The organism is Promicromonospora sp. NPDC057138 (assembly GCF_042670845.1).
Classification (GTDB): Bacteria; Actinomycetota; Actinomycetes; order Actinomycetales; family Cellulomonadaceae; genus Promicromonospora.
On the sequence record NZ_JBHUUX010000001.1, the window covers coordinates 211,839 to 230,190 of the forward strand.

Below are 18,352 nucleotides of genomic sequence, written 5' to 3' on the forward strand. Positions count from 1 at the left end.
AGGTAAGTGCATCAATCCTTGCACCGTTCTACCTGGGAAAACAGGCACGATAGGTATCAGGGACCCGACCTCATCCAGAACTTCACCCGCCCTGCGTTTGCACCATGAGCCTTGCTGTGCGACTGCCCCGCGTACCGAACAGGATCGCGGCCGCTACGTATCCGACGGAGAGGGCGGCGAAGAGCCCGGGGGACCAACCGGCGTCGGGCACGAGGTAGGCGGCGAGAGCCGCTGCGCCCACGAACGCAGCGTTGTAGAGGACGTCGTAGAAGGCGAATGCGCGACCCCGGTAGGCGTCCTCCGAGTCGCGCTGCACGATCGTGTCGACGGCGATCTTCGCCCCCTGCGCCGCCATGCCCAGCAGCGCCGACGCCGTGACGACGCTGACGAGGCCCGGCTCCGGCACGAGGATGAGCTGCGAGATCCCCGCCACCGTGAGCATCATGGCGATCCAGGACTGCGGGGCCATGCGCCGGGCGAGCACGGCGGTGAACACGATCGCGAGCAGGCCGCCGACGCCGGTAGCGCCGATGACCGTGGCGAAGGTCGCGAGGCCGGCGGTGCGGTCGCCCGGTGCGGCCAGCAGGTTGCGCGACATCAGGATCGCCGCGATGAATACGACCCCGTAGAGGAAGCGGTGCGTCGCCATCACCAGCAACGCCTGGCCGGGCGTGCGGCGGGCGGCGAGGTAGCGGGCGCCGTCGACGAGGCCACGGGTCACCACCACCAGCTCGTTGCCGATCGAGCCCACGGCTGGGCACACGGGGCCCAGCAGCGTGCGCGACATCCGCAGCCCCAGGAGCGCGGCGCAGCCCATGACCACGCACGCGCAGGCCAGCGCCGTGGCGTCCTGGATGCGGCCGGCCGGCATCGCGAGGCTCAGCACGAAGCTGAGGCCGCCCCCGAGGAACGCGGCGCCCGCGCCGAGTGTCGGCGTGAGCGCGTTCGCGGTGAGCAGCAGGTCGCCCTGGACCACGCGGGGCAGCCCCGCCGACAGGCCCGCGAGGAGGAACCGGTTGATGCTCAGGGCGGCGAGCCCGAGCACGTAGATCGCCGGGGTGACGCCCTGGGTGAGCATGAGCACCGCCATCGTGGCGGTGATGAGCACGCGCACCGCGTTGCCGTACACCAGGACCTGGCGTCGCTGCCACCGGTCCAGGAAAACGCCCGCGAAGGGACCTACCACGGTGAACGGCGCGAGCATGATGGCGAACGCGCCGGCGATCGCCGCGGCCGACCCCTGCGACTCCGGACTGAAGAACAAGAGGTTGGCGAGGCCCACCTGGAACATGCCGTCGCCGGCCTGGGAGACGAGGCGCACCGTGAACAGCTTGCGGAACCCGGGAAGGCGCAGCAGGGCGCGTAGTTCGGCAAGGACTGTCACTCGTTCACAGTAGTTGTGCGGCGCGCTGCGGGTGCGGTGGGACGACGACCGCGGGCTGGGTGCCATGGGGAGTGCTATCCATCGCGGGGGCGGAACCTGTTGGATATTCTGCCTGGTCAGGGGAGTCACTGTCCGTTTTGCGAAGGGGTGCGCCGATGTCGAGGCCGTCTGATTGGTCGCCCGTGGGGTTGGATTCCGACCCGACGCCGGGTGATCCGGTGCTGGTGCTGTCGGGTGGGCAGGAGTATCAGGAGGTCGCCCGGTCGATCGACAACGCGGCGTCGGCGATGTCCCGGTTGGATGTGGACGGGACGATCTCGCAGGCCGTGGATTCCCTGATGGAGGCCAAGGAAGACACCATCGGTGAGATCCGCAAGGCGCACTCCCGGTACGTCGCGGCGGGTGACGCCTTGATCGGGTATGCGTCGGCGTTGGAGCGGGTGCAGGGCGAGACGTTGGCGGCGTTGGAGCGGGCGCGGGATGCGCAGGACGCAGCGCAGTCGGCGTCGGGGTCCAAGGACCGGTGGCAGGAGCTGGCCGACTCGGCGAAGGACGAGACGGAGAAGCAGGAGTACCAGCAGAAGGCTGATCAGGCGGGTGGGGACGCCGACGAGGCGGCCGGGACGATCTCCAGCGCGAAGGGCACGGTCGAGTCGGCTGTCTCGGACCGGGACCGTGCCGCCGAGCATGCGGTCGACCGCATCGAGGAGATCACGTCCTCGGATGATCTGAACGATGGCTGGTGGGACAACTGGGGTTCCAAGCTTGTCGCCGCGATCGCGGACATCGCCGACATGATCTCCACCATCGCCGGCATCCTCGCGATCGTGGTCGCGTTCATCCCCGTGGTGGGTACGGCCCTGGCCGGGGTGTTGATCGTGATTGCGGCGGTGGCGGCGATAGTCAGTGCGGTAGCGAACATCACCCTGGCGGCGACCGGCGAGCGCTCGTGGGCGGAGGCCGGGATCGCGGTCGCCGGCGCCGCGTTGTCGCTCATTGGTTTGGGTGGTGCGGCCAAGGCTGCGACCGGACTGGCCAAGGGAATCGGCAAGGGCGCGTTCAAGCAGGGCATGAAGAAGGGGTGGTGCAAGTTCGGGTTCGGCAAGTGCTTCGTCGCCGGCACCCTGATCCACACCCCCGACGGACCGCGGCCGATCGAGGACATCCGGATCGGCGACAAGGTCTGGGCGCACGACCTGGCGACCGGCAGGGATGAGCTGCAGCTGGTGGTCGAGACGTTCGTCCGGCGCACCACCGAGCTGTTCCACCTCACCGTCAACGGCGTGGTCGTGTCCACGACGGCGGAGCACCCGTTCATGGTCCAGGGTCGTGGCTGGCTGGATGCCGCGTTCCTGAATGTGGGCGACCTGCTGGTCACCCCCGAGGGCACCACGACCCCGGTCGAGGCCATCGAGACCGAGCAGCGTGACGAGGCGGACGCGGAGACGGTCTACAACTTCCACGTCGAGACCCGCTCCAACTACTACGTCTTTGCCGGCGACACCCCGGTCCTGGTGCACAATGCCGACCACACGCACGGAGGACTGACGGACTCGGACCGTATCGAGGATGCTATGGACATCGCCCGCGGTCACGCGGACAGCAAGCATGCCTCGGAGTTTCCTGGGATGTCGGCCGATGACCTCGGGAGACATGTCGAGGACGTCATGACGAATCCTGCACGATCTAAGGACCTGAGCCGCTTGCGCAGGGCCTTTCAGGGCAGCGACGGGTCGACCGTCGTGGTCCACGACCCGATGCACGCCGACGGCGGGACGGTCTTCAACCGCAGCAACGACATCGATGATTACTGGGAGACGCTGACGTGACAGATTCTGGACCGGTTGCACCCCGCAGCCTGCTCGAGCAGAACGAGATCGGGCTGCTCGTTCGCGCATTGCTTGAGTGGGGCGGTCCGGCCCATGCCAGCGACGAGCTTGCCCGCGGTATGGGATTTACTGGAGCTGACGGGCTTCTGGAACGGGGCCGCTCGTACAGGAATGACCTCAAGAACGATGTGCCGATCGGGGGCGCCGATTGGGCACGCATCCTCCTGGCGACCGAGATCGTGTTCGCCAGCGACCTCATGGGCTCGGGCACTGAATGGCGCACCACGACCGGTATGACCGACGAGGAAACCATCAAGCTGCTCCGAGGAATCCAGCGGAAGCTCGGAGGGGTATTGCGTCCCTATTACGGTCGGACTCCCACGAGCTCCTGAGGCGAAGGTTTCCTCGAGCGCGCGCCGTCGTCTCGACCTCGGCGGAGCACCTGTTCATGGTCCATGGCCGAGGCGTGGACCTGGTGGACCGAGCCGAACAGCCGCCTCGTTATTTGGGGAGCGCATCAGGATGAACGGCGCCTTCATCGTCTCTGAGGACGACGATCTGTTCCAGCAGATCGAACGATTTCTCGTGGCGCGCGGCGGATCGTCCGGCGACAGCGTCGCGCAGGTCAGCAGTTTGGATGGAACGCTGTTCACCGTGTACGGGGACCTGGGCAAGGAGTTCGAGTACGACCTGAGCGAGGAACCCGAAGAGGTCAAGGGCGACGTCGCTGGCGTTCCCGAGTTCAGCACGGCCACGTCGTGCTGGGCCGAGTGCCGCTCTGTGGAGAAGTTCGTGGAGTGGGTGCGGGTGATCGCAGAGGCACGGTCGAGCACGACGTGGGTACTGGACGGGAACGGTGTTCTGTGGCCGGATGCCGCTCTTGACGCGGCCCAGGTGTCCTTGTGAGTGACGACCTGCCTCGCTCCGCGCCCAAACCGATTGAGCTGATTGATCGGGCCGGGCTTACCCGGCTCGGCGAATTCGGCACGCCCGAGGACGTTCAGTCAGCGTGGAAGGCGTTCTCCTCCGTGAGCACCGCGCCTCTCGAGCGGATCTCGGATGCGCTGGAGGAGGTCTCGCTCTCGACCCTGGAACAGGCGTGGAATGCGCTGGCGGCTGAGCTGGGCGTCATCTCCAGCACCGGGGACTTTCTGCTCACTGTCAGCGGCGAGGGGACATTCGGGCTGCCCTGGTTCCACGTCCGCACCGCGGGACGCCTCGCCATCCGTGATCTGGGCATGTACCCCGGCGAGCCGGAGTTCATCGCATCCAGCTTGGACCGCTCGGCCAGCATCGCCGTCAGCACCGAGGAATCCGACTACTGGATTCTCGTGGCACGGAACGAGGCATAACCGGTGTGATTCACGTGGCTGGAAGGCGTGCGTAGCCTTGAGGCTTGTCCGTATGCGAGGGGGTCGCTGATGGCTGGTCTGTGGGGTAGAAAGTCTCGCGCGAAGAGCTGGAAGCGCGGCCTGTGGGGAAGTACGACGAAGGGTCGTAGCAAGAACCTGGCCAAGAGATTGTGGGGGAGCAGCAAGCGGCGCAAGGGCGGCGGCCTGTGGTGAACGCATGCGGGTCCAAGGGACGGCCGGCCGCGCACACCGGGCTCAACCTAACGCTGCTCCAGGGACCGGCGGGGTGACCGCAGGTCCGCGGGGTGGGTTGCTGCGAGTAGACAAGATCTACTCGCAGCAACCCACCCCCGCGGACGTGTAGTCGCTCCGAGGAAGTGCACTCAGCCCCGGGCTCCGACGTGGAGCGCCAGCGCGCCGTATGCCGGGATCGACGCCGTGAACCAGCCGTCGCTGCCGACGGTCCGGGTCACCGAGCAGTCCGCGGCCGCGACGACGTCGCAGTACGTGCCCGCCGGGAGCGACGTCTGGAACGAGCGCTGCACGGCCGACGACGTGTTGTTCAGCACCACGTACCCCCGGCTGCCGCGACCGTACGCGACGAGGTTGCCGCCGTCGTCCCACCAGTTCGTGACCTCCGTGCCGGACACGGCGTTGTGAAAGCCGACCATGCCGCGGACCTCCGTCCAGCGTTGGGTGCAGGTCCAGCGGCCGGCGCCGCAGGTCGCGTCGGGGACCGTGGTCTCGGTGGCGCCGGGCGCACCGGCGTCGGCGCTGGAGAACTCGTAGCCCGAGTACACGGTCGGCGACCCGTACGGCCACGACAGCAGGAACGTGTTGGCCAGCACGTACTTGGCGCCCCATTTGTAGTTCATCGACTCGCCGTTGCGCTCGGTGTCGTGGTTGTCGACGAACACGCCCGCCCGGTCCGACTGCAGCTTGCCGTCGCCGATGAACCGCAGGTTCTTGATCTGCCCGTCGAAGTCGCTCTTGAGCTGCCGCGCGTAGTTGAACTCGTGCGAGTCGCCGCTGCCCAGGTACTCGGACGGCTGGATCGGCTCGCCCGCGCCGCCGATCACCTCGTGCACCCAGAACACGTTCGGGTTGCTCATCCGCGACTTGATCGCCTCCAGGTCCGACGCCGGGATGTGCTTCGCGGCGTCGATCCGGAACCCGTCGACGCCGAGGGAGACCAGGTCGTCGAAGTAGGCGGCGAGCCGGCCGCGCACGTAGTCGGAGCCGGTGCGCAGGTCCTGGAGCGCGACCAGGCGGCAGTTCTGGACCTCGTAGCGGTTGGTGTAGTCCGCGATGTTCGTCCGGCAGTCGTTGAAGTCCTGCGCGCCGTACGTGCCGGTGAAGTTGTCCTCCGAGTACGCGGTCCCGGCGACGCCGGTCCCCGACTGGCCGGCGCCCGCCATGTGGTTCACGACGGCGTCGGCGATCACGCCCACCCCGGCGGCGTCGCAGGTGGCGACCATGTTCGCGAACTCGGCGCGGGTGCCCAGCTTGGACTCGATCCGATAGCTCACGGGTTGGTACGACGTCCACCACTGGGAGCCGCGGATGTGCTCCATCGGCGGGGAGACCTGCACGTAGCCGAACCCGGCCTGGCCGATCACGGAGGAGCACTCGGCGGCCACGGAGTCCCAGGTCCACTGGAACATGTTCAGGATGACGTCCCCGTCGCCGTGCGCCGGGGTCGCGGCCCGGGCCGGTTCGGCGGTAGGGGTGGCTGTGGTCGCGACCAGGCCCAGGGCGAGGGCGGTGGCGAACGTCGTCAGGGTGGTGAGCAGGCGTCGGGGCACGTTCGGATGGCGCGTCATGGCGGCTCCTTGCGGCGTCGTCCCGGGCTGAGGCGCGTGCGGCATTGCGCGGCCGTTTCCGGATCTTGCTGCAAGAGTTGCAGAGCCGTACGACGACACGCCAGGGGCCCGGGTGAAAAAGTCCGGGGCCCTGGCGTGTCGGAGCTATATGGACTCAGTCCTCGTTGGGCATGAGGACCCAGAATGCGATGTACGCGAGAAACTGCGGACCCGGGATGAGGAACGAAGCGACGGTGAGGACCCGGACCAGCGTGGGGTCCCAACCGAATCGGCGAGCGATTCCGGCACAGACGCCGGCGATCATGCGCCCCTGACGCGGACGAGAGAGTGTCTGTGTGCTCATGTCATTGACAGTACGTGCGTCCCTGACCCCGCGGCATCCGGTGATGCCCGGGCCGGCCCCTGATCCTGCCCTGGGAGATGCCAGGGTCGGTCAGGCCGCCTGGCGCTCGTTCGGGATGACGACCCAGCAGATCAGGTAGGCAAGGACCTGCGGTCCCGGGATGAGGATCGAGGCGACGGCGACCACCCGCACGGTCGTGGGGTTCCAGCCGAAGCGGCGGGCGATGCCGGCGCAGACGCCGCCGATCATGCGGCCCTGACGAGGGCGGGAGATTGTCTGTGTGCTCATGCACTCGACAGTATTTCCATCGCCAACCGGCAGCCATCCGGTAAACCCCCGGGCCGGCCCTGATCCTGCCCCCGGGACGTCCCGGACAGGTGACCACCGAAAGGCCAGGAAAGAACCCGGGTGAACTTCGCCGGAATGGTCCGCCGGCGTATTCGGGGCCTCCTAATCTTGGTCCGCTCGTACGACGACCGGAGGCCGCTGTGGTTGCAGTTCCATCCCTTTCCGCACGGCTCCGGAGCAGGGTGATCCGCGCCGGCGCTGCGCTCGCACGCGGCGCGCTCGTGACGTCCTTGGCGCTGGTGCCAGCGGCCCCGGCGGTCGCTGATGTTGCGGAACTGCCGCCGCCGTCGGGCATCGCGATCGAAGACCAGGCCTGCGGCGCGGACCCGATCACAGTCGTCGTGGAACGGGAAGACTCGGTGCAGATGCGCTTCAGTGCCACATTCGACGACCCGACTGTTACGCAGGCGAGGGTCGAGACTCTCAACGCCGCAGGCGAGCTACGCAGCACGCAAGTCTTGCCAGTGGTGGACGGTGCACTGAGCAGTGTCGCCAGGGCGGACTCGCTCACTGACAATGAGGCGAACACGCTCGCCATCCGTGCCCAGAGTGCGGACCGAGCTGAGGCGGGGCCCGCGGTCGCGTGCCAGTTCCTCCTCCACCAGGCACCGATGGCCAGTCTTTCGATCCTCCCGGTGCTCGGCGCGGAGGCGGTCTATCCCAGCAGCATTCTTCCGCGCGGTGGTGTCGGGGTGCCTGGCGCGTTCGTAGTCGAGTCTGCGCCGACCGCCGATACGGTCTCGTTCTCCTACGGCTATTCAGCCACCGTCGGTTTGGAGCCCACCGAGTGGACGACCGTGCCCGCGGCGGAGAATGTCGTGATCCCGTTCGTCCCGACCTCGACAGGGGTGCAGTACCTCTGGGTGGTAGAGGTAGACGGGACCGGACTTATGGGAGTGGCTGCGACTCGCTCCATGAACGTTGCCGAACCGGGCACCGCCCTGAAGGCCCCGCCGGTCGTGTCGGTTATGGAGCCGGAGGACGCGCTACCCAACGACGGGATGATCCCGCTCAAGCTCACCCTGACGGAAGACCTCCGTAAGCGGAATGGGTGGCCGGTGCCCAGAGGCGCTGTCACACTGTTCGACGGCACCACGGAACTCGCCCGCGTGTCATTCGACATCCGGGTGAAGGACGTGCTGGTGCCACAGAGCCAGATCGGGACCGGCTATCGCGACCTCCGCGTCGAATACGTTCAGTACCCCGGCGCAGGCACCATCACGGAGACCGCGCGGATCTGCGCCGCATCATGCACGTTTTCGGGCGGCTCCGCGAAGGTCGTCTCGTTGTGGTGGGGCGGCAACCGGAGTCACCCGAGCTACAACAGCAGCTACCGCGTGGAATACTCGGGCTTCTCGCCCACTCCATTGTCGTACACGTACCAGTGGCTCCGGGACGGCGCCGCTATCAGGGGCGCGACGAGCGTGGAGTACCTGAGCTCGTGGGTCGACGTCGGGCGCCAGGTCTCCGTCCGGGTGACGGCACACGGGGCACGCATGAACCCCCGGTCGGTGACCTCGACGCCGTTCACGGTCAGGGAACGGGATGCGATGCACGTCGACTACGGGCTCAGCAGCGTGGGTTCAAGCTGGGAGAGCAGCGCCTGCTACTGCGACACGAAGGACGGGGACACAGCCGGTACGACGGACAGTGGGCGCGTCGTGGAGGCGTTGATCGCCTTTCCGGCCTCGAGCTCGTACATCACCCGTGTGGCCCCGGCGACCGATGCCGATAACGACACAACCTCGGTTCTCTGGTTCGAGATGGAGGGCTTCGTCCAGGGCCGCGGCTGGGAGGGCCTGAAGGAAAAGTCGCACACCTACTACGTCGGCAGCGTCGGCGAGAACCGCCGCCTCGAAGCCTTCCGCGTCAAGCCCGCCGGGCCGCACGCCTCGTTCTACGACGTCTGGTACCGCGCCTACGTCCCGAAGTACGGGTGGCTCGGCTGGGCGAAGAACGGCGAGGGCGCGGGCACCACCGGATTCGGCTACCGCATCGAGGCGGTCCAGATGCGGGTGCTACCTAAGGGCACGCGGCCTTCGGCGTCGGGCACGGGGAACGCGCCCTTCTACAACAAGGCGACCCAGAACCAGGTGACCGTGCAGGCGTACCTGCGGCCCACGGGCTGGAAGTCGTTGGTCCACGGCGGCTCCACGGCCGGTCTGACCGACACCTCGCAGCGGCTGAACGCAGTGCGCGTCGACGTCGACGGCGTGCGGTACTCGGGTGGTGTCCAGGTGTCGGCGAAGGTCGAGGGCGACGGCTGGCGACCCTACGTGAGCGACACAAAGGTCGCGGGCACGTACGACGGCACCGACCGCACGTCCGCCTACCGGATGCGGCTCACCGGCGAGATGGCGCAGCAGTACGACATCTACTACCGCGTCCACGTGGCGGGCACCGGCTGGCTCGGCTGGGCGAGGAACGGTGCAGGCGCAGGCACGGAGTCGTACACGTACCGCAACACGGCCGTGCAGGTGGTGCTGGTCAAGAAGGGTGAGCGCCCGCTGATGAGCGGCTACGGCCGAGCGGCGTACAAGCGCTGAGTGCCCGACGGCAGGGCGGGCCGTCACCGGCCCGCCCTGCCGTATCGGCCGCCTCACCAGCCGTTCGGCACCAGCACCTTGCGGATCCGCTTCTCGCTGACCGGTCCGTCCGTGCCGAGCTGCTGCGCGAACAGTGAGACGCGCAGCTCCTCGAGCATCCAGCGGACGTCGGCCAGCTCGGCGGCGCGCGCCGGGTCGGGGGAGCCGGCGGCGTAGGTCGCCTGCGCCTTCTCGTACGCCGCGGTCACGTCACCGATCCGCCAGGCGAGGTCGGAGTCCCGCGCAGGGTTCTCCGTGGCCTTCGTCAGGCGGTGTGAGTCCGCGCGCAGGTAGCGCGCCAGGTGCGGCAGACGCCGCGGCGGCGTCGCCGACACGAACCCGTCGTGGATCAGGGACGCGCGGTGCTCGCGGAGGTCCTGCAACGTATTCAGCAGCGCCAGGCTGCCCGACGCGCGGATCTCGGCCTCGAGCGTCCGGCTCGCCGACAGTGCGGCCACCACGTGCCCGACGACGCGGTACACCTCGTCCTCCAGATGCCGCCGGACGAACGCCAGCGCGTCGGCGTAGGCACCAGCAGAACGGATCGACGCAGCGTCCGGCCCGCCGGCGGGCGTGTCGTACCGCGCGGAGTCACCACCAGAGGTCAGCGAGACAACGGCCGCCAGCTGCAGATCGGCCACCAGCGCCTCGGTGTTCGGATGCGGCGACGCCGCCATCGTCAGCGACTGCGTCCCCGTCCACCGCGACGTGACCCGCCCCGTACCGAGCGCGGCCTCGGACACCAGCAACCGCCGCACCCCAGCAGCGTGCGCGGACGCCTGAGCGTTCTCATCAGCCAGAATCCGAAGAGAGACCCCAACAGACCGAGCCTGCCCCTTCACCTTCGGCCCGACCTCCTCCACCAGCGCCGGGAACCCCCGAACCACCACCCCGGCCCCCACATCAGTAGAAACCGACGCCGGCAACCCCCCGCCGTCGCCCAGCCCGGCAGGCCACGACGTCAGGCCAGTCTGTTCCCCGACAACGACGCCGTCGGCACCAGCAGAACCCCCAACGCCAGCCCTCCCGCCAACCACCCCCCGACTGGAGCTGCCGCCCACCCCCTCAGGCGACGGACCTACGGAGGGCGCGGAAGGCGAAGACCCTCGCGCGGACGTATTCCTTCCCGAAGTGGAGGGCCCCCTGGGGCCCGTGAACGCGTCCGCGCGAGGGTCTTCGCCTTCCGCGCCCGCCCCAGCCGAGGCAACCCGAGCCTCTGCGAGAGCCCGACCGACCGCGCCCTTCACCGCTGAACGCACAGCAGCTTCAGCGCGCCCCGCCAACTTCCGCTGCAACAGCAACAGATCCTTCGACTCGTCCAGCACGATCGACGACGCGTCACGCCCCCGCCCGCGCTCCTCGACGACCCGGAACGTCATCCGGAGATGCCCCGGCATGCGCGAGACCCGCTCGTCGTCCCAGACCTCGGGCGGCACCACGACGTCGCGGAGCGCGCGGACGGCCCGCGTGAACACGGCGACGTAGGGCTCCGCCATGTCGCCGGCCCGGACGACGTCCTCCCAGGCCGGGCACTCGGCCCGGATCCAGGCGACGATCTCGCGGGCGACGTCGGGCGCCGGCACGAGCTCGCGCCGCACCACCTTGGGCAGCGACTTGATGGTCGCGATGGTCAGCTCTTCGAGGAGCCCCGGCACCATCCAGTCGAACCCGTCCGGCACGACGCGCAAGAGCACGGCGATGGGGAGGTGCACGGTGACGCCGTCGGCGTCGGACCCGGGCTGGAACTGGTAGGTGAGCGGCAGGGAGAGCTCGCCCTGGGGCCACTTCTCGGGGAACTCGGAGGTGTCGACCGACGCGTCGCCGACGAGCTGCTCCATCGTGAACGTGAGCAGGTCCGGCGTCTCCTTGCGGGCGCGCGACCACCAGCGGTCGAAGTGCGCGGCGGACACCACGGAGTCGGGGACGCGCTCGTCGTAGAAGGCGAAGAGGTCGTCCTCGTCCGCGACCAGGCCGCGCTGCCGGGAGCGGGCCTCGAGCTCGCCGGCCTCCTCCAGGAGCGCGCGGTTGTCGTGGAAGAACCGGTGGTGCGTGGTCCACTCGCCCTCCACGAGCGCGTGCCGCACGAACATCTCGCGCGCCGCCTCGGGGTCGACCTTCGCGTACAGCACGCGCCGGTCGGACACGATCGGTACCCCGTACAGCAGCACCTTCTCGGTGCACATCGCCGCGCCCTGCTTGGACGACCAGTGCGGCTCCGAGTAGGTGCGCTTCGCGAGCGGGCCGGCGAGGTCCTCGGCCCACTCCGGCTGGATGCGGGCGACGTCGCGCGCCCACAGGCGGCTGGTCTCGACGAGCTCGCCCGCCATGATCCATACGGGCGGCTTCTTCGACAGCGGCGACCCGGGGAAGATCGCGAAACGCGCCCCCCGGGCACCCACGTACTCGTTCCGCGCCTGCTTCTTCGCCCGCTTCAGCGCGATCTCGCGCTGCGCCCCACGCAGGTGCGCGACGGCGGATGCTTTGACCTCGCCTGTGTCCTGCATCCCGATCTGCGACAACAGCCCGGCGAGCAGCGACCGGTGAATCGTGTCGTCGTCCCAGGTCTGGCGGTACGACGTCGCCTCGACCTCCGCGGGTGAGCTGTCGGTGGTCGAGCCATCGCTGGTCGAGCCATCGCTGGTCGAGCTTGTCGAGACCTCGCCTGGTCTCGACAAGCTCGACCCGCGGGAGTCGTTCGACCCGCGGGTGCGCGGCTGGAACGACATCTCGATGCCCAGGGGCTTCGACATCTCGCGGAGCTGGGCCACGACGTCCTGCCACTCGCGGATCCGCAGGAAGTTCAGGTACTCGGACTTGCACAGCCGCCGGAAGGCCGAGCTGCCCATCAGGTGCTGCTGCTCCCGCACGTACTCCCAGAGGTTCAGGTACGTGAGGAAGTCGGAGCGCGGGTCGGCGAAGCGGGCGTGCAGCTGGTCGGCCTGCGCCCGCTGCTCGGCCGGGCGCTCGCGGGGGTCCTGGATCGACAGCGCGGCCGCGACGATCGCTACCTCGCGGGCGACGCCGTGCCGCGAGCCCTCGATGACCATGCGGGCCAGGCGGGGGTCCATGGGGAGCTGGGCGAGCGTGCGGCCGACGTCGGTGAGCTGCGTGACCGTCTCGCTGGTCGAGCCTGTCGAGACCTCCTCCAGCGCGCCGAGCTCCGTGAGGAGCTGGACGCCGTCGCGGATCGCGCGCGTGTCCGGGGGCTCGACAAAGGGGAAGCGGGCGACGTCGTCGGGCGTGCTGACCACGCCCACCGAAATCATCTGCAGCAGCACCGACGCCAGGGACGTGCGCAGGATCTCGGGCTCGGTGAACTCGGGGCGCCCGTCGAAGTCCTCCTCCGCGTAGAGGCGGATCGCTATGCCGTCCGCGACACGGCCGGAGCGGCCGCTGCGCTGGTTGGCGGACGCCTGCGACACCGGCTCGATCGGCAGCCGCTGCACCTTGGTCTGCTTGGAGTAGCGGCTGATGCGTGCCGTCCCCGGGTCGACGACGTAGTGGATGCCGGGGACGGTCAGCGACGTCTCGGCGACGTTCGTAGCGAGCACGATGCGCCGGGAGCCGTGCTGCTGGAAGACCCGGTGCTGCTCGGCGCTCGACAGCCGCGCGTACAGCGGCAGGATCTCGACGTGCTGGGGGTGCTTCGGGTCGCGGGCGCGTTCCTTGAGGTGGCCGGCGAGCCCGTCGGCGGTGTCGTGGATCTCGCGCTCGCCCGAGAGGAACACGAGGATGTCGCCGGTGCCCTCGCGCATCAGCTCGTCGCACGCCTCGATGATGCCGGTGACGAGGTCCTTCTCCTCGCTGCCCCGCGCCCTGCCCTTCTTGGTCCCCGTTGGTCGAGCCTGTCGAGACCCAGTGGTGGTCTCGACAGGCTCGACAGGCGAGGAGGGCTCGACCCGCGAGGAGGGCTCGACCCGCGACGGGTCGTCGTCCGGCGACAGCGGGCGGTACCGGATCTCCACCGGGTACGTCCGGCCCGTGACCTCGACGATCGGGGCCAGGCTCGGGAGGACGTCGCTGACGTACGCGGGCGCTCCGCCCCGCTCGGCCAGGGCCGCGGGGGAGAAGTGCGCGGCGAACCGCTCCGAGTCGATGGTCGCCGACGTGATGATCAGCTTGAGGTCGGGCCGCTGGGGGAGGAGCCGCGACAGGTAGCCGAGCAGGAAGTCGATGTTGAGGGACCGCTCGTGCGCCTCGTCGATGATGATCGTGTCGTAGGCGAGCAGCTGCGGGTCGCGCTGGATCTGGGCGAGCAGGATGCCGTCGGTCATCACCTTGACCAGCGTCTGGTCGCTGGACTGGTCGGTGAACCGGACCTGGTAGCCCACCACGCCGCCGAGCTGCGTGTCGAGCTCCTCGGCGATGCGCTCGGCGACCGTGCGCGCGGCCAGCCGCCGGGGCTGGGTATGCCCGATCTGGCCCTGCCGCCCGCGGCCCAGCTCGAGCGCGATCTTCGGGATCTGGGTGGTCTTGCCCGAGCCGGTCTCGCCGGCCACGATCACCACCTGGTGGTCGCGGATCGCCGCCGAGATGTCCGCGCGGCGTGCGGAGACGGGCAGCTGCGCCGGGTAGGTGATGGGCGGCACCTCGACCGCGGCGCGCTTGGCGGCCGCCGCCTCGAGCTGCGCCGTCGACACGCGCTGCGGCCCGTTGCGCCGGGGCCGGCGGTTCTGCCGGTCCGGCTGCCTGCCCGACCCGCGACGGCGGTTCCGGCCTCCGCCCGGGCGGCCGCGATCGCCGTCGGACACTGGGGTGGAAGAAGGCTCGGTACTCACAACCCCCCATTCTCCCAGGACCGGCAAGGTGTTTTGCCATGCCGTGTCAGACCCACAGGTCATCCGAGTGACCTGTGGGTCTGACACGGCGGGGAGTCAGCTGGCCTGTGCCGCGTTGAGCAGGTCCAGCGCGCCGTGCTGGCAGCCGTGCCCCGCGGTCACGGGAACCCGCGGGCCGTTCCAGTGCGGGCCGTACATGTCGAGCGAGTCACGGTCGTTGCCGTACGCGGTGTCGGCCTGCCGGTCGAGGTAGCCGCTGTACGGGCGGTCGCCCAGCGTGGAGTTGAGCTTGCCCAGGCCGCGGACGTAGGCGCCCTTGAAGGAGGCGCCGTCGCTGTTGCAGTCGTCGCCCTCGTTCACCTCCCGCAGCACCCCGCCGGGGTTGAGGTAGGTGGAGCTGGTCGAGGCGTTCGCCAGGTTCCGGGCGGTGGTGAGCAGCGTCGCGTCCCCCGTGGCCCGGTGCAGCTCGGTCAGGGCGCCAAGGATGACGCCCTGGTTGTAGGTCCACGTGGGCTCACCGTTGTTGACGCACGAGTCGTTGAGCCCGTCGTTGATCAGGTTGCCCGAGTTGATCATGCCGCTGGCCCGGAACCAGTCCCAGCCCTGCTGGGCGCGCTGGAGGTACGTGGTGTCGCCGGCGATGCGGTTGTGCAGCGCCGCGTTGAGCTGGATGTACAGCTCGTTGGTGATGGCGTTCTTGTAGGCGATGTCCGTGTTCCACTGCACGCCGCCGCCGCACTTGTCGGTCCAGTAGGCGCGCATGTGGTCGGCGTCGGCCCGCGCCGTGTTCAGGTACCGGCTGTCGCCGGTCAGGTCGTAGGCGGCGATCCAGGCGAGGCCCCACCAGCCGGTGTCGTCCAGGTACTCGTTCCGGAACTGGCCCTGGCGCGCGTCGACGTTCTTGTCGTAGGTCTGCGCGATCGCGTACCGGTAGCTGCCCATCCCGCTGATCCGGGCGTTGTCGATGACGGCGGTCAGCGCGTTCGCGCCCGTCCACCAGCCGTTGGTCTCGAACAGGCCGGTGTTGCGGTCCCACAGCATCATCAGGGCGGTGGCGGCCGCCGTCGAGCGGCTACCGGCGTTGCGGTCGTTGCGGGCCCAGCTGGTGCAGGCGATCTCGGGCCGGTCGCCGGCCTTGCCGCAAGCCCGCAGGGCGCCGACGCCAGCGGTGTTCCAGTCGTCCACGTTGTACATCTGGGTGCGCCAGCCGGTGGAGCCCGCCGGGATCCTCGTGACGCCGAGCCTGCTGCCCGACGCCCACGTCCGGCCGCCGTCGAACGACCGGTCGAGCCAGATCTCGTCGTCGGCCTGGCCGCCGTCGATCGAGCCCCAGCCCATGACGTCGGGGTCGGAGACGTGCAGCCGGATCGTGCGGCCGTAGATCGAGGCGCTCACCGGCACGCGGTCGCCGGCGGCGGTGCCCGGGTCCCGGGCGTCGCAGTAGATGTCGCAGATCTCGGCGGACAGCGAGGCGGGCGCAGCATCGGGCGTAGCGGCCGATCGTGGCGCAGCAGCGGTCAGGGAGGTGGCGGCGGTCCGGCTCGCTGGCTCGCCCGGAGCGGCGTCGGCCCGCGAGACCGGGGAGAGGGACGCTGCCAGCAGGCAGGCGACGGCGATGGCCGCCGCCGTGCCGACGGCGCGGGTCCTGCCTCGCGAACCGGGCCGGAGCCGTGGCCGGACGCGGGACTCGGCGCGCGTGCCGGTGCGTCGGCGAGGGTGGTCGGAGGGTGCTGACAGCGATGTCATCGGAACTCCCTGTGCTCGTCCTGGCTTCCGTCGTTGGAGTGGTGGAGCGATGGAGCGGGAACGCGGCCCGACCTGAGCCGCGGCCCGAACAGATTCACCCGGAAGAGTTCACCCGGAAGCGGCGGCGCGTCAAGGGGCTCGCTGGGCAGGCCCACAGCTCGACCCCTGCGCACGGCGCGGATCCCTCGGCGTGTCGCGTGCCGCGTGCAGGGGTCGAACTGCCGACGGAGCGACATGGGGATGGCTACCCATGTTGCGAACGGCGGCGCGTCCGTAGGCTCTCGGCATGACGTTCCGCGCGCTCATCGCTCTCTGCGAGAGCCGGATCAACGGCCTGAGCCGCATGCGCCAGGCGCTGGAGCACAGTGGCGCGCCGGAACACGTCGAGGGCCTGATCGACGACCTGCGCGGCGCGGCGTCGGACTGGGACGAGGCCGTCACCATCCGGCCCGACGGCGATCCCGTGGCGCTCCGCGCTGGTGCGCGGACGGTGCGGACCGGTACGCCGGGCTTCGGCGCCGTGGCCGATGCTCTCGACACCTACGCGGCAGCCCTCGCGGCGGGGCAGGGCCGGCACGCCTCCGGGGTGACGCAGCTCCGTGCCGCCCAGCAGTGCGCGGCTGGGCTCCCGGTCGCCGGCGACGTCGACCCGCACCGGGCGGAGGCCGCGTCCAGGGCCGCGGTCGCCGTGGTCGACGTCGCCTGCGCGGGCTACGCCGCCTGCCTGGACGCCTACGAGGAGGTCCGCGACGCGGAGGCGGCGCTCTACGCGACCCTGGCGTACGTCCAGGTCAGGCGCTCAGACCGCCCGAGCGACCTGAGCGCCTGACAGGGCGCGGGGTCAGTACGAGCAGGTGTCCAGGAGGTGCTGCCTCCGCGGAACCGGGAAGTGTCAGACCCTCAGGTCACCGGAGTGGCCTGAGGGTCTGACACGTCTGGGGTTTTCTGACAGGTGGGGCGTCAGGCCGTCAGCGTGCCCAGGTAGTAGCCGAGGCCGACCAGGGCGAGCGCGCCGACGGTCTCGATGATGGCGAGCGCGAGGCCCCAGCGGGCGAGCCACAGGTCGAAGCCCTCCTTGCCGGCGCGGGCGACGGCGATCGCGTTCAGGACGACGCCGATGACCGGCAGGGCGGCGAGGAAGAAGGTGAGGAGGCTGAAGACGGTGGTCTGCGGGTCCTCCTCCTCGGCGGCCGGAGCGGCGGCGGTCTCGGTGACCGCGGCGGCGACGACGGCGGTCTCGGTCACGACCTCGGCGGCGGGGGCTGCCTGCGCGGTCACCGCCGGAGTCTCGACGGCCGCTGCGGGCTCCGGCGCGGCCGGCGTCTCAGCGGCGGGGGCCTCGGGGGTGCTCGGGGCCTCGGGGGCCTCGGTCTCTGCCGGCGCCTCGGACGTCGCCTCCGGTGCGGCGGGCTCGGCCTCGGCGACCGCGGTGGCGGTCACGGCCGCGTTCTCGTCGGTCGTGGCCTCGGGAGTCGTGGTGTCGGGCGTGGTCATGGTGGTAGTGCTCCCCTGTTTGCAGGTTGTGGGAAATGTCAGGCCATATTGTGGAGTATCCGAATGGTCTTGGATAGACCGGTATCGCCGAATGAAGCGGCAGAGGCCGCCGCCCCGGGGAGCGACAGCCTCTGCGCTGCTGGTCATGCCGCGGCGCGCTGCGCGCGCCCCGTCCTGGCTCAGGTCACATGGTGGTCGGCACCGAGAGCGCCGCCCAGACGCCGAGCCCGACCAGCACCAGGTAGAGCACGGTGAAGATGATCGAGAGGGACAGGCCCCACTTCGTGAGCTTGCTGTCCAGACCCGCCTTGCCGGCCTTCGAGGCGGCGATCGCCGAGACGATGATCCCGATCGGGGGGACGACGAACGCGAGCACGAGGCCCACGATGGCCAGGGTGTTGGCCTGCGGGTCCTGGACCGCTCCCTCGACGGCGGGTGCGGTGGGGGTCTCGGTCATGAGGGACTTCCTTTCACGGCCACTGTTCCGGCCGTTCGACTGCGGGCGCGTCTGCGCCCGTACGGACCCGGGTCAGTGTGAAGCATCCTGAGATGTGCCTGGAAGACCTCATTGCGTAGTACGCCCGAATCGTTACTCTTGGCAACTGGAGCGTCACCGGCTCCGGAGTCTCGCGTCTTCCCCGGGGAGAGCGGTTCACCCGGGCGCCGATAA

14 protein-coding genes are annotated in these 18,352 nt (G+C 69.6%); 6 read left to right on the plus strand and 8 right to left on the minus strand.

Features of this window, described 5'->3' with window-relative positions; translation table 11 throughout:
• Window positions 1-82: 82 nt before the first annotated feature.
• Window positions 83-1,384: an MFS transporter gene (locus ACFT2C_RS00970; protein WP_377205130.1), complete on the minus strand. Its 1,302-nt coding sequence runs from the start codon at window positions 1,382-1,384 to the stop codon at window positions 83-85.
• 182 nt (window positions 1,385-1,566) lie between these two features.
• Here ACFT2C_RS00970 and ACFT2C_RS00975 point away from each other — a divergent pair, with 182 nt between their 5' ends.
• From ACFT2C_RS00975 to ACFT2C_RS00990, 4 genes are all read left to right on the plus strand, one after another.
• Window positions 1,567-3,213, plus strand: a complete 1,647-nt coding sequence (locus tag ACFT2C_RS00975; protein ID WP_377205131.1) for a polymorphic toxin-type HINT domain-containing protein — start codon at window positions 1,567-1,569, stop codon at window positions 3,211-3,213.
• Window positions 3,210-3,605, plus strand: coding sequence for a hypothetical protein (locus ACFT2C_RS00980; RefSeq protein ID WP_377205132.1), 396 nt, complete (start codon window positions 3,210-3,212; stop codon window positions 3,603-3,605). The genes ACFT2C_RS00975 and ACFT2C_RS00980 overlap by 4 nt, the downstream gene beginning before the upstream one ends.
• Window positions 3,606-3,735: 130 nt before the next feature.
• Window positions 3,736-4,119 (plus strand): hypothetical protein, encoded by a 384-nt coding sequence (locus tag ACFT2C_RS00985; RefSeq protein ID WP_377205133.1) that lies wholly within the window; start codon window positions 3,736-3,738, stop codon window positions 4,117-4,119.
• Window positions 4,116-4,565, plus strand: coding sequence for a hypothetical protein (locus tag ACFT2C_RS00990; RefSeq protein WP_377205134.1), 450 nt, complete (start codon window positions 4,116-4,118; stop codon window positions 4,563-4,565). The genes ACFT2C_RS00985 and ACFT2C_RS00990 overlap by 4 nt, the downstream gene beginning before the upstream one ends.
• A gap of 383 nt (window positions 4,566-4,948) precedes the next feature.
• Here ACFT2C_RS00990 and ACFT2C_RS00995 read toward each other — a convergent pair whose 3' ends face one another.
• The 3 genes from ACFT2C_RS00995 to ACFT2C_RS01005 form a co-directional block, all read right to left on the minus strand.
• A complete protein-coding gene (locus ACFT2C_RS00995) occupies window positions 4,949-6,388 on the minus strand; it encodes an alpha-amylase family protein (RefSeq protein WP_377205135.1) in 1,440 nt (479 codons plus the stop codon).
• A gap of 154 nt (window positions 6,389-6,542) precedes the next feature.
• The gene (locus ACFT2C_RS01000) at window positions 6,543-6,731 is read right to left on the minus strand and encodes a PspC domain-containing protein (protein WP_377205136.1); all 189 of its coding nucleotides are present in this window, start codon (window positions 6,729-6,731) and stop codon (window positions 6,543-6,545) included.
• Window positions 6,732-6,821: 90 nt separating this feature from the next.
• Window positions 6,822-7,019, minus strand: coding sequence for a PspC domain-containing protein (locus ACFT2C_RS01005; protein ID WP_377205137.1), 198 nt, complete (start codon window positions 7,017-7,019; stop codon window positions 6,822-6,824).
• Window positions 7,020-7,690: 671 nt separating this feature from the next.
• Between ACFT2C_RS01005 and ACFT2C_RS01010 the strand changes: the two genes are divergently transcribed.
• Window positions 7,691-9,625, plus strand: a complete 1,935-nt coding sequence (locus ACFT2C_RS01010; RefSeq protein ID WP_377205138.1) for a hypothetical protein — start codon at window positions 7,691-7,693, stop codon at window positions 9,623-9,625.
• Between the two features lie 53 nt (window positions 9,626-9,678).
• On the opposite strand, the gene ACFT2C_RS01015 is transcribed toward ACFT2C_RS01010, so the two are convergent.
• Both ACFT2C_RS01015 and ACFT2C_RS01020 read right to left on the minus strand, forming a co-directional pair.
• Window positions 9,679-14,415, minus strand: a complete 4,737-nt coding sequence (locus ACFT2C_RS01015) for a DUF3418 domain-containing protein (protein WP_377205139.1) — start codon at window positions 14,413-14,415, stop codon at window positions 9,679-9,681.
• 123 nt (window positions 14,416-14,538) lie between these two features.
• Entirely contained in the window at window positions 14,539-16,188 is a 1,650-nt protein-coding gene (locus ACFT2C_RS01020; protein ID WP_377205140.1) for a glycoside hydrolase family 76 protein, read from the minus strand.
• Between the two features lie 286 nt (window positions 16,189-16,474).
• Between ACFT2C_RS01020 and ACFT2C_RS01025 the strand changes: the two genes are divergently transcribed.
• Complete coding sequence (locus ACFT2C_RS01025; RefSeq protein ID WP_377205141.1) at window positions 16,475-17,017, plus strand: hypothetical protein; 543 nt, start codon at window positions 16,475-16,477, stop codon at window positions 17,015-17,017.
• Between the two features lie 131 nt (window positions 17,018-17,148).
• Here ACFT2C_RS01025 and ACFT2C_RS01030 read toward each other — a convergent pair whose 3' ends face one another.
• A complete protein-coding gene (locus ACFT2C_RS01030) occupies window positions 17,149-17,682 on the minus strand; it encodes a hypothetical protein (RefSeq protein ID WP_377205142.1) in 534 nt (177 codons plus the stop codon).
• A 184-nt stretch (window positions 17,683-17,866) separates the two neighbouring features.
• Window positions 17,867-18,139, minus strand: coding sequence for a hypothetical protein (locus ACFT2C_RS01035; protein ID WP_377205143.1), 273 nt, complete (start codon window positions 18,137-18,139; stop codon window positions 17,867-17,869).
• Window positions 18,140-18,352: the final 213 nt, after the last annotated feature.